10 protein-coding genes and 1 pseudogene are annotated in these 11,773 nt (G+C 73.5%); 1 reads left to right on the top strand and 10 read right to left on the bottom strand.

Features of this window, described 5'->3' with window-relative positions:
* The coding region (locus tag K313_RS22555; protein ID WP_029212266.1) for a DUF222 domain-containing protein at nt 1-953 on the bottom strand (953 nt) is incomplete at its 3' end.
* Nucleotides 954-1,071: 118 nt separating this feature from the next.
* The gene (gene ligA / locus K313_RS0114820; protein ID WP_029212265.1) at nt 1,072-3,255 is read right to left on the bottom strand and encodes an NAD-dependent DNA ligase LigA; all 2,184 of its coding nucleotides are present in this window, start codon (nt 3,253-3,255) and stop codon (nt 1,072-1,074) included.
* 65 nt (nt 3,256-3,320) lie between these two features.
* Between ligA and K313_RS0114815 the strand changes: the two genes are divergently transcribed.
* The gene (locus K313_RS0114815) at nt 3,321-3,653 is read left to right on the top strand and encodes a TfoX/Sxy family protein (RefSeq protein WP_029212264.1); all 333 of its coding nucleotides are present in this window, start codon (nt 3,321-3,323) and stop codon (nt 3,651-3,653) included.
* 54 nt (nt 3,654-3,707) lie between these two features.
* Here K313_RS0114815 and K313_RS0114810 read toward each other — a convergent pair whose 3' ends face one another.
* From K313_RS0114810 to K313_RS0114775, 8 genes and pseudogenes are all read right to left on the bottom strand, one after another.
* Nucleotides 3,708-4,676, bottom strand: coding sequence for a DMT family transporter (locus K313_RS0114810; protein ID WP_029212263.1), 969 nt, complete (start codon nt 4,674-4,676; stop codon nt 3,708-3,710).
* On the bottom strand, nt 4,673-5,659 hold the full coding sequence (locus tag K313_RS0114805; protein WP_029212262.1) for a uroporphyrinogen decarboxylase/cobalamine-independent methonine synthase family protein: 987 nt from the start codon (nt 5,657-5,659) through the stop codon (nt 4,673-4,675). The genes K313_RS0114810 and K313_RS0114805 overlap by 4 nt, the downstream gene beginning before the upstream one ends.
* Nucleotides 5,660-6,021: 362 nt before the next feature.
* Nucleotides 6,022-7,107, bottom strand: a pseudogene (mnmA, locus tag K313_RS0114800) (tRNA 2-thiouridine(34) synthase MnmA); the annotation flags it as partial.
* The gene (locus tag K313_RS0114795; protein WP_029212260.1) at nt 7,107-8,432 is read right to left on the bottom strand and encodes a cysteine desulfurase family protein; all 1,326 of its coding nucleotides are present in this window, start codon (nt 8,430-8,432) and stop codon (nt 7,107-7,109) included. The gene K313_RS0114795 and the pseudogene mnmA, both read right to left, overlap by 1 nt.
* Nucleotides 8,433-8,442: 10 nt before the next feature.
* Nucleotides 8,443-9,528, bottom strand: a complete 1,086-nt coding sequence (locus K313_RS0114790; protein ID WP_029212259.1) for a Gfo/Idh/MocA family protein — start codon at nt 9,526-9,528, stop codon at nt 8,443-8,445.
* Between the two features lie 4 nt (nt 9,529-9,532).
* Nucleotides 9,533-9,958, bottom strand: coding sequence for a DUF350 domain-containing protein (locus tag K313_RS0114785; protein ID WP_019285600.1), 426 nt, complete (start codon nt 9,956-9,958; stop codon nt 9,533-9,535).
* Nucleotides 9,955-11,181, bottom strand: a complete 1,227-nt coding sequence (locus K313_RS0114780) for a glutathionylspermidine synthase family protein (RefSeq protein WP_029212258.1) — start codon at nt 11,179-11,181, stop codon at nt 9,955-9,957. The genes K313_RS0114785 and K313_RS0114780 overlap by 4 nt, the downstream gene beginning before the upstream one ends.
* Entirely contained in the window at nt 11,181-11,678 is a 498-nt protein-coding gene (locus K313_RS0114775) for a hypothetical protein (protein ID WP_029212257.1), read from the bottom strand. The genes K313_RS0114780 and K313_RS0114775 overlap by 1 nt, the downstream gene beginning before the upstream one ends.
* Nucleotides 11,679-11,773 lie beyond the last annotated feature (95 nt).

Genomic DNA, 11,773 nt, shown 5'->3' with positions numbered 1-11,773 from the left:
CCGCGCAGCAGCCGGCGGGCCACGGGGGCGGGGACCGGGCCGTAGCCGGGCAGCCACGCCGCGGTGTCCCCGGTCCCGAACGCGGTCAGATCACTCATCACGACCCCGACCTCGACCGGCATGCACCCGGGCGCCTCCCCGGTGATCCGCTGCACCAGCAGGTCCGCGCGCAGCTGCGACACGCTGCGCGCGTCCCCGGCCGCCTTCGCGGCCTGCGCACCCCGACCCAACGACGCCAGGCACGCCACGCCCTCCACCAACGGCAGCAACGCCGACAAGCGCATCATCGCGCCCGGGACCGGGCGACCCGACACGTGCCGGTCCGCCACGGCACGGTCGTGGGCCGCGGTCGCCGCGCCCGGGTCCAGCTCGTAGGCGATCGCCCGGGCCCGGGCCTCCAGCTCCCGCACGGTCCACCCCGCCGCGTGCGGGGCGACCTCCTCGTCCACGGTGAGCCGGTCATCCCGGCCCACCCCGATCGTGGCCGCCGCGACCGCCCGCACGTGATCGACCGACACCAGCCCCCGCCGGTGCAGACCCGCCAGGCGGGGCAGCTCCCGGTCCGCGACCCGCGCCAACCCCAACCGGAACCCCGCCGCCGACGCCGAGCACCCCAACGCCGCCCCGACCTCCGCCGCGACCCCCGGCGCGCAGGAACGCCGGTCCGACGCGCGCCCCGATGCCTCGCGCTGGTCGTGGCGGTCCTCGTCCAGGGCCAGCATCACCCGCAGCTGCGCGGCCTGCGCCGCCCGCTCCAAACGCTGCAGGGACGCCAGCAACACGGTCCGATCCGCGTCGGTGAGGGTCTCGTCCAGCACCACCAACCGGTCCACGACCGCGTCCACCCCAACCGCCGACAGCGTCCCGGTCGCGGCGTCGGACAGGGGGGCCAGGTGGCGGCGTGCCGGACCCGCGTCGGGCTGGTGAGCCTCGGGGAGCGGCGCTGTCGTCATACGAACATGATAGCGAAAAGTATGACCGGAAACCACCCCTGACCAGCGGAAACACCCATCCGCCGAGACCCTCACCGACCGTCAGGACCAGTCGCCAGGAGTACCCGCAACCAGCAGCTCAATCCAAGACGGCGTCCGGGCCGCCCTCGAGCAGACGAACGAAGCCGGCCTCGTCCAGGACCGGGCGACCGAGCTCCTCGGCCTTGGCAGCCTTGGTGCCGGCGTTGTCGCCGATGACGACGAAGTCGGTCTTCTTGGAGACCGAGCCGGCCGCCTTGCCGCCGCGGGCGATGATCGCCTCCTTGGCCGAGTCGCGCGTGAAGCTCTCGAGCGAGCCCGTGACGACCACGGTGAGACCCTCGAGCGTGCGCTCGATCGAGGCGTCCCGCTCGTCCGCCATACGCACCCCGGAGGCGGCCCAGCGCTCGACGATCTCGCGGTGCCAGTCGACGTCGAACCACTGCACGACCGACTCGGCGATGACGCCGCCGACCCCCTCGACGTCCGCCAGCTCCTCGACCGACGCGGCGCGGATGGCGTCCATCGAGGCGAAGTGCGTGGCGAGCGCCCGCGCCGCGGTCGGCCCGACGTGACGGATCGACAGCGCCACGAGGACGCGCCACAGGGGCTGCTCCTTCGCCTTGTCGAGGTTGTCGACGAGCTTGCGGCCGTTGGCGGACAGGACGTGCCCGTCCACGATCCCCGGCTCGGGCACGGAGTCCGGGTCGGCCAGCTCCTTCTTGGTGGCGGCCCGCGTGTAGAGCGTCACCCGGGCCACGTCCTCCGCGCTCAGGTCGAACAACGTGGACTCGTCGGCGATCACGCCGGAGTCCAGGAGCGCGATCGCGCCCTCCCAGCCGAGCGCCTCGATGTCGAACCCGCCGCGCGATGCCAGGCCGAAGACCCGCTCGCGCAGCTGGCTTGGGCAGGAGCGGGCGTTGGGGCAGCGGATGTCCTTGTCGCCCTCCTTCTCGTAGGCGAGCTCGGTGCCGCACGCCGGGCAGTGCGTCGGCATCACGAACTCCCGCTCGGTGCCGTCGCGCAGGTCGACGACCGGGCCGAGGATCTCGGGGATCACGTCACCGGCCTTGCGCAGCACCACGGTGTCGCCGATGAGCACGCCCTTGCGCACCACCTCGAAGGCGTTGTGCAGCGTGGCCATCTCGACGGTCGAGCCGGCGACCTTGACCGGCTCCATCACGCCGTAGGGGGTCACCCGCCCGGTGCGGCCGACGTTGACGCGGATGTCGAGCAGCGTGGTGTTGACCTCCTCGGGCGGGTACTTGTAGGCGATCGCCCAGCGGGGCGCCCGCGAGGTCGTCCCCAACCGGCCCTGGAGGGAGATCTCGTCGACCTTGATGACGATGCCGTCGATCTCGTGCTCGACGTCGTGGCGGTGCTCGCCGTAGTAGGCGACGAAGTCCAGCACCTCCTGCGGGCTCTCGAAGACGCGGTAGTGCGAGGACGTCGGGAAGCCCCAGGCCGTCAGCAGCTCGTAGGCCTGGCTCTGGCGCGTGATGGCGAAGCCCGTGCGGGCGCCGATGCCGTGGACCAGCATGTGCAGGGGGCGGGTCGCCGTGATGCGAGAGTCCTTCTGCCGCAACGACCCTGCTGCCGCGTTGCGCGGGTTGGCGAAGGGCGCCTTGCCCTGCTCGACCAGGCTCGCGTTGAGGTCGCCGAAGGCCTCGATGGGGAAGAAGATCTCGCCGCGCACCTCGAGCAGGTCCGGCACGTCGTCGCCGGTGATCCGGTGCGGGATGCCCTCGATCGTGCGGACGTTGGGGGTCACGTCCTCCCCCACGCGCCCGTCGCCGCGCGTGGCGGCCGTCGCCAGCCGGCCGCCCTCGTAGAGCAGGTTGATGGCGAGCCCGTCGATCTTGAGCTCGCACAGGTAGTGCGGCGCCCCCTCGAGGTCTCGCTCCACCCGGGCCAGCCACTCGGCCAGCTCGTCGGCGGAGAACACGTTGTCCAGGCTGAGCATCCGCTCGCGGTGCTCCACCGGAGCGAAGTCGGTGGCCTGGTGGAAGGTCCCGACGCGCTGGGTCGGGCTGTCGGGCGTGCGCAGGTCGGGGAACTCCTCCTCGAGCTCCTGCAGGCGGCGCATCAGCTGGTCGTAGTCCGCGTCCGACAGCGTCGGCGCGTCCCGGCCGTAGTAGGCCTCCTGCGCCTCGACCACCCGCTGCGCCACGTCGGTCCACTCGTGGCGGGCCTCGACCGAGGCGTCGGCCACCTCGGTCTCGGTCGTCGGGATGTCGGCCTCGTCGTCGGTGACCCCGCGAGCCGGGGACGTGCTCCTCGCCATACGTGCATCGTGCCAGACGGGTCGGACAGACCCCCTGAGCGACCACGTGGGTCATCATCGTGGGCATGGCGTATGACGAGAACCTGGCCGCCCGCATCCGGGCGTACGTGCAGGACGACCTGGACGTGACGGAGAAGAAGATGTTCGGCGGGCTGGCCTTCCTCGCGTCGGGCAACATGGCCGTGGCCGCCGTCAGCGCCGGCGGGCTGATGCTGCGCTGCGACCCGGAGGAGGCGGACCGCCTGGTGGCCGAGGACGGGGCGAGCCGGATGGTGATGAAGGGCCGCGAGATGCAGAACTGGCTGGTCGTCGACGAGCGCACGCTGGCGACGGACGAGGGGCTGCGCACCTGGCTCGAGGTGGGGCTGGACTTCGCGCGCTCCCTCCCTGCCAAGTGACCTCCGGCGAGTGATGACGCCTTGGGGACGACGCCACGTGGTTGCCGAACGGGGTCAGTGGATTCGCGCAGCGCGCCGGGCGGCGTGCGACGTCGCCCAGCGGTTGCCGAGGCCGATGAGCACGGCCCCCGCCAGGACGAACGCGAAACCCACCAGCGTCCAGGCCGTCACGTGCTCGTCCAGCACGAGCACGCCGAGGAGCACCGACACGACCGGGATGAGATAGGTGACCGAGGTCCCCACCGTCGCCCCGGCGGCCCGCACCACGTCGAACTGCGCGGTGAACGCCCACCCCGTGCCGACCGTCCCGAGCACGAGCACGGCCAGCAGCGGCCACAGCACCGAGCCGCCGGGGCGGGCCAGGTGCGTGGACCACGGCGCCGAGAGGCCGGACCCGCCGAGCGCCCACCACGCCGTGAGCAGCAGCACGAGCTGGCCCGAGGCGCTGACGAGCTGGCCGGCCGGCACGCTCAGCCCGCCCGGGTCGTAGCGCTTGAGGTGCAGCCGGTGCCAGGTCCAGCCGATGCCGTAGCACGTGCCCGCGGCCAGCGTCATCGCGAAGCCCAGCAGGTCCGGCCGCTCGTGCACCGCCCACGGCTGCATGATCACGACGACGCCGACGAACCCCAGCACCACGCCCGCCAGGCGAGGCAGCGAGTAGTGCTCGTCCCGCACGAACAGCATGGTCAGCACGACGGTGGCGATGGGCGTGACGGCGTTGCCGATGCCGGCGAGCGCCGAGCTGACCCGCGTCTCGCCGAGCGCGAACAACGTGAACGGCGCCGTGCACAAGAAGAATCCGACGACCTGCAGGTGGAGCCACGCGCGCCGCTCGCTGGGCAGGCGACCCCGGCCGAGGTGCAGCAGGGTCACGACGACCACCGCGCCGGACACCACGCGCAGCGTCGAGATCTGCAGGGGTGCGAGGGCGTCGAGCCCGACCTTCATGAGCAGGAAGCTCGAGCCCCAGATCAGGACGAGCCCGATCCACTTGACCTGCCAGGGGACGCGGGTGGCGCTCACCCCAGGGCCGTCTCGGTGACCGCCTCGGCCACCTGCACCGCCAGGCGCTGCGCGGCGACGGCGTCGGCGGGCGACAGCCCGACCAGGCCGCACGCCGGCGAGATCGTCACCTCCGCGAGGTCGCTGGCCGCGAGCCCGAGCTCGTGCCAGCGGCGCACGAGTCCGTCGTGGACGGCGGCGACGGTGGGCAGCGGCGACGCCGAGGCATAGCTGCCGAGCCACACGTCGGTGCCCGCCTCGAGGGTGGTGGCGAGCGACTCCCAGCCCTTGGGACCCAGGACGGTGGCGTCGACGGCGAGCGCCGAGGCGCCCGTGGTGCGCAGCAGGGCGAGCGGCGTGCCCTTGGCGCAGCAGTGGACGACCGTATGCCGGTCCCCCGCCGCCTGCAGCACCTCCCCCACGAGGTTGGCGGCGACATACGAGTCGACGGCGGGGATCCGACCGAAGCCGCTGGCGGTGGGCAGGCGACCGGCGAGCACTCCGGGGAGGGACGGCTCGTCGAGCTGCAGCACGACGCGCGCCCCCGGGACGAGGCGCTCCACCTCGGCGACGTGACCCTTGATGCCCTCGGCGAGCGAGCCCGCCAGGTCGCGGACGGCCCCCGGGTCGACGACGCTGCGCTCGCCCCGGTGCAGCCAGACCGACGACGCGAGGGTCCACGGCCCGGCGACCTGCACCTTGAGCTCGCCCTCGTAGCCGTCGAAGGTCTCGGCCAGCTCGTCGAGGTCCTGCCCCCACCACGAGCGTGCGCGGTCGGCGTCGCGTCCGGGCCGGTCGACGAACCGCCAGCCCATCGGCTGCAGGTCGACGTGCAGGTCCACGAGCAGCGCCGCGGCGCGCCCGATCATGTCGGCCCCGGGCCCGCGGTCGGGCAGCTCGGGCAGGTAGGGCAGCCCCTCCTCAGCGAGCAGCGACCGCACCCCGCGCTGCGTCTCGCGCACGTCGGTGCCCGGCCACGAACCCATGCCTGTCGCTCTCGTCACACCTCGACGGTAGCGCGCTCCGGCATCCGGCTCGTACACGTCGGAAGGCGACAGACGGGGGTCATCCGTCGCGGATCACCCCCGTCTGTCGCCTCTCGAAAAGCGGTTCAGCCCTCGGCGGGGTCCTCGGAGTGGACACGCTCGGCGTCCTGCTGGCCCTCGGAGTCGCCCTCGACCGCCGTCTCGGTGTGCTGGCGCGAGTCCTCGTCGGCCAGCTCGTGGTTGCGCAGCTCGGTGCCCTGGGGGTCGATGTCCGTCATGGTCATCTCCTTGCCGGTCGTGCGGACGACCTTGGGTGCCGTCCGCTGGTGAGGTATGCCGCATACCCGGTCCCGGCGACCCTCATGCCGAGCACCGCCATCGCGCCAGGTCTCGGCGATGGTGGCGGACCCGACGACGCGGGTGCCGTCGTAGAGCACGACCGACTGGCCGGGCGCGACGCCACGCGTGCGCTCGAGCAGCCGGACCTGCACGGCGTCCCCGTCGACCCAGGCCCGGGCCGGGAGCTCCTCGCCGTGCGCCCGCAGCTGGGCCCCCACTTCGACCTCGCCGGCGGGCGGCGCGCCGCACCAGCGGGCGTGGTCGCCGCGGATCGCGTCGATGCCGAGCAGGTCGGCGGGGCCGATCACGACCTGGTTGCGGGGCACGTCCACGTCGACGACGTAGCGCGGCGCCCCGTCCGCGGCGGGCCGGCCGAGGCGCAGGCCGCGGCGCTGCCCGACCGTGTAGGCGTAGGCGCCCTGGTGGCTGCCGACGACCGAGCCGGTCTCGTCGACGATCTCGCCGGGCTGCTCCCCCAGCCGCTGCGCCAGCCAGCCGCGCGTGTCGCCGTCGGCGATGAAGCAGATGTCGTGCGAGTCGGGCTTCTTGGCCACGGCGAAGCCGCGGGCCGCCGCCTCCTCGCGGATCTGCGGCTTGATGGAGTCGCCGAGGGGGAAGAACGACCGCGCGAGCTGGTCGGCGTCGAGCACCCCGAGGACATAGCTCTGGTCCTTGGCCTGGTCCACGGCGCGGTGCAGCTCGCGCCGCCTCGTCCCGTCGGCACCGGTGGTCTCCACGACCTGGGCGTAGTGCCCGGTCGCCACGCCGTCGAAGCCCAGCGCCAGCGCCTTGTCGAGCAGCGCCGCGAACTTGATGCGCTCGTTGCAGCGCAGGCACGGGTTGGGGGTCCGGCCGGCGGCATACTCCTGGACGAAGTCGTCGACGACGTCGGCCTTGAACCGCGCGGCCATGTCCCAGACGTAGAACGGGATCCCGAGCCGGTCGGCCACCCGGCGGGCGTCGCCCGCGTCCTCGAGCGTGCAGCAGCCGCGGGCAGACTCGCGCAGCGTGGCGGCGGACGTGGACAGCGCGAGGTGGACGCCCACGACGTCGTGCCCGGCCTCGAGCATGCGCGACGCGGCGACGGCCGAGTCGACGCCCCCGCTCATGGCGGCGACGATGCGCATCAGCTCGCGACCTCCGCGTCGGACAGGTCGACCCGCGGGGCCTGGGCGGTCTCGGTGGTCCGGCCGGTCGAGGTGTGGCCGGTCTGGGCGGGCTGGACCCTCTCGGGCGCAGAGGTCTCGCGCGGCGCCTCCCCCGACAGCGACCCGGCGCGCCGCGCCCGCTCCACCGCGCCGGGCAGGGCGGCGAGGGCGCGCTCGACGTCGGCCTCGGTCGAGGTGTGGCCGAGGGTGAGGCGCAGGGCTCCCCGCGCCTCGGTCTCGCTGAGCCCCATGGCGAGCAGCACGTGCGAGGGCTGCGGCACGCCGGCGTGGCAGGCCGAGCCCGTGGAGCAGAGCACGCCGGCCGCGTCCATGAGATAGAGCAACGAGTCGCCCTCGCAGCCGGGCACGAGCAGGTGGGCGTTGCCGGGCAGCCGGCGGGTCGCGTCGCCCGGCTCCCAGTCCCCGCCGACGCGGATGCCGAGCCCCAGGGCGAGCGCCCCGTGCAGGAGCCGGTCGCGCAGCGCCACGAGCCGCTCCGTCTCGGACTCCCTCGACCGGCAGGCGATCTCGAGCGCCGTGGCCAGGCCGACGATGCCGGCGGTGTCGAGGGTGCCCGACCGGATCTGGCGCTCCTGGCCCCCACCGTGGGTGAGCGGCGAGACGGCGGCGTCGCGGCGCACCAGCAGCGCCCCGGTGCCGACGGGCCCGCCGAGCTTGTGCGCGGTGAGCGAGAGCAGGGTGGCGCCCGACTCCGCGAAGCCCACCGGCACGTGCCCCACCGCCTGCACGGCGTCGGTGTGCACGGGGATGCCGTGCGCGGCGGCGACCGCGGCCACCTCGGCGACCGGCTGGATCGTGCCGACCTCGTTGTTGGCCCACATCAGCGAGACGAGGGCGACCGAGCCGGGGTCGTCCTCGATGGCGGCGCGGGCCTGGTCGAGGCGCACCCGACCGGTCTCGTCGACCTCGAGCCAGGTCACCTCGGCGTCCTCGTGCGTGACGAGGTGCTCCACGGCGTCCAGGACGGCGGGGTGCTCGACGGTGCTGGTCAGGACGCGTCGGCGGGCGGGGTCGGCGGCCCGACGCGCGCGATAGCCCCCGATGACCGCCAGGTTGTCGGCCTCGGTCCCGCCGGAGGTGAAGACCACCTCCGAGGGGCGGGCCCCGACCGCCTCGGCGATCTGCTCGCGGCACTCCTCGACGACGCGGCGGGCCGCACGGCCGGCGGTGTGCAGGCTGGACGGGTTGCCGACGACGGCGCGGCGGGCCGCGACGGCCTCGATCACCTCCGGGTGGACGGTGGTCGTGGCGGCGTGGTCGAGATAGGCGTAGTCCTGCAGCACGCCCTCGAGTCTACGGGCGCGGTCGGACCGGGTGGCGACGGTGCAGGTCGGCGATGAGGCCCACCACGCCCACGGCGTCGGCCGGGTCGACCGGCACCTCGCCCCGCCCCTGCAGGGCGTCGGCCAGCTCGGCGTAGAAGCGCGGGTAGTCCCCCCGCTCCAGCGGCACGGCCTCGTCACCGGCGTCGGTCGTGAGCACGCTCCCCCGGTCGGACCCGGCCTCCCCGAAGTCCCCGTCGCTCGGCAAGGCACCCGCCCCGAGGGCCTTCTCCTGACCGTCGAGGCCGTAGCAGGTCCAGGCGCCCTCGGTGCCGAGCACCCGCATCCGCGGCCCGGGCCGGCGAGCCTGGGTGCTGGCGGTGAGGTGGCTGACGACGCCGGACTCGTGCCGCAGCACCACGACCGCGTCGTCGTCCGAGAGCGCACCCGCGCGAAGCGCGCGCAGGACGGCATACGAGTCCTCGACCGGACCGGCGAGCTGCACGGCCTGGTCGATCAGGTGCGGTCCGAGGTCGTAGAGCACGCCGCCGCCCTCGGCGGGGCTGGCGCCGGCCTTCCATGCCTTGGTGACCGTGGGCTTCCAGACCTCGAACGACGACTCGATCCGCACGATCTCACCCAGCCGGCCCTCGCGCAGCAGCCGCCGAGCCGTGAGGAAGTCGCCGTCGAACCGGCGGTTGTGAAAGACGGTGAGCGGCACCCCGGTCCGCGCCTGGGTGGCCAGGAGCTCGGCGCCCTCCGCGGCCGTCGTGCAGGCCGGCTTGTCGAGGACGCAGGCCAGACCGTGCTCGAGAGCCTGTATGCCGAACCGCGCGTGGGTCTCGCCGGGTGTGGCCACGACCGCGAGGTCCAGGTCGCCGGCCCGCTCCCACACGGCGTCGGCGTCCGGGACGACCTCGACACCGGGATGGGCGCTGCGGGCCGCCTCCGCGCGCTCGGGCGAGGACGTCATGACGACGGCGACGGCATACCGGGGGTCGGCGGCCAGCAGGGGCCCGTGGAAGACGCTGCCCGCGAGGCCGTGGCCGAGCAGGGCGACGCGGACGGGGCGGTCGATGGGCAGGGGTTGCCAGGTGCGGGTGGTGTCGTCGGTCACGCCGTCAGGCTATCGACGCGCACACGATGGCGCTCACCGCAAGCATCGCGGACGCGGCGACGATGGCGCCCGGGTGCAGGCCCTGCTCGACCGCAATCGCGCGCAGCGAGCCTGGCGTGATGGCGTCGAGCACCAGGAAGCTCACGGCCTGCAGGGCGATCCCGAGGATCCCGAACGCCAGCGTCCAGGCCAGCGCCGCGCCGAAGCCGGCGCTGCCGTTGGTCCAGATCGTCGTGAAGGCGATCGCCCCGAGCCCGAGGAACTCCGCACCCACGATGAGGGCCGCGTTGATCGACCGCTCGGTGTAGATGCGCTCGCCGAGCCGCCCCGGCGTGAGGAGGTCCATCGTGACGAATCCCCCTGCCAGCAGGGCGATCCCGGCCAGGCAGTAGACAGCGGCATACAGCAGAGACTCGAGCATGTCGGTCATCGTCGGGATCCCCTCCGGTCGTCGTCGACCCATGCCGTGCGCTGGGCCTCGCTGGGTGGTGCGGTGTCGATCAGGTGCGGCACGAAGCGCGCGTCGTAGTCGGTGATCCAGCCGTCGCTCTCGCGGATGCCGACGCCCGCGGCGCGCCCGTCGACGACCCAGCTGCCGAGCACGACCTTGTTGCCGTCGAGCTCGGGCAGCGGGCACCACTGCTGGTAGCACCAGCCCTCGGCGCCGTAGCCGCCGGGCTGCTCGTGCTCGATCCCCTCGGCGTGGATGCGGATGTTGTCACCCTCGCGCCCGTGCAGCGGTTTGGCGACCCACTCGGTCAGCTCACGCGGCTCGTCGAGGTAGGCCGGCAGCAGCAGCTCGTGCCCCGGGTAGAGGTGCCACAGGGCGGCCAGCAGCGCCTTGTTGGACAGCAGCACCTTCCACGGCGGCTCGATCCACGTGGTGCCGTACATCGGGTTGGGGCGCGGCTCGACCCAGCGGCCGAACGGCTCGCGGAGCATGTCCTCCCACGGGTAGAGCTTGAAGCAGGTGCGGAGCATCCGCGCCTCGTGCCCGACGAAGTACTCGGCCGCCTCGTTGTAGCCGATCTGCCCCATCGTGATGCCCTGCGTCGCGAGCCCGGCCTGCTCGGCCGTGTCGCGCAGGTAGGTCACGGTCATCCACTCCTCGCCGGTGGTCTCGCCCTCGTGGTGGGCGAACCAGACCGGCTGGGTGATGCGCGGCGCCAGGTCCTGCCACGCGGCGATCAGCCTCTCGTGCACGGAGTTCCACTGGTCGCGGTCGGGGTGGGTGTCCTCGAGCCAGAACCACTGGATCACCGCGGACTCGAGCAGCCCGGTGGGGGTGTCGGCGTTGTACTCCAGCAGCTTGGGCGGTCCCTCGCCGTCGTGGCGCAGGTCGAACCGGCCGTAGAGGGACGGGGTGGCGGCGTCGAGCGAGGCCTGCGCGAGCCGCAGCGACCCCTCGGGGAGCCCGAGGTCGCCCATCGCTCCGGTGGCGAGGTGGCGGGCGGCCTCGAGGCACATGCCGTGCAGCTGCTCGGTGGCGGCCTCGAGCTGGTCGACCTCGGCGGCGGTGAGGGCGTAGTAGGCGTGCTCGTTCCAGTAGGGGCGCTCGGTGCCGTCGGGCTGGACGGTGACGGGATAGACCAGCCCCTGAGACTCGACCGTCTCCCGCCAGCCGGTCCGCGGCTCCGAGGGGACGCGCCGCATCAGCTGCTGCCCTTGCTGCCGGACCCACCGAAGCCGCCCCGCGAGATGGTCGTGGTCTTGCCGCCCTTGACCTTCGACGCGTCGAGGGTCGTGCCGTTGCGGTCGACACCGCCGCGGACGTAGGAGTGGTTGGACGGTGCGCTGAAGCTGCCGCCGCTGACGGCGCCACCCACCCGCGGGACCCGCGCGCCGTTGTTGTAGTAGTACCAGCCCGGGCCGCGCATCCCGCCGAGCAGCAGGACCCCGCCACCCCCGCGACGGTGCTGCGCCTCACACTCCGCCTCGGTGTAGGGCTGGCCATTCGGCTTGCGCAGCGGCTTGCCCGTGCGCGGGTCGAGGCACTGGTCGCAGTAGCGGTCCTCGACGCGGGTGTTGCTGTCGGGGTCGACGCAGACCCCGGCCGACGTGGGGCGGGTGCCCGACGAGCAGCCGGTGATCGCACCCGCCAGGACGGCCGTCATCCCGAGCACCACGACCTGGGACCGTCGCGTGGTCATGTGGATCCCCCTCCGCACCGCTGCACTGCTGCTGACGTCCTCTGGTGGACGTCGTGGCCCCGCCGGGCGGTTCCCACCCTAGAGGCCGTATGACG

Source organism: Arsenicicoccus bolidensis DSM 15745 (assembly GCF_000426385.1).
Lineage (GTDB): Bacteria > Actinomycetota > Actinomycetes > Actinomycetales > Dermatophilaceae > Arsenicicoccus > Arsenicicoccus bolidensis.
The sequence above is the reverse complement of the archived record's forward strand: the minus strand, read 5'-3'. Positions and strand labels throughout refer to the sequence as shown.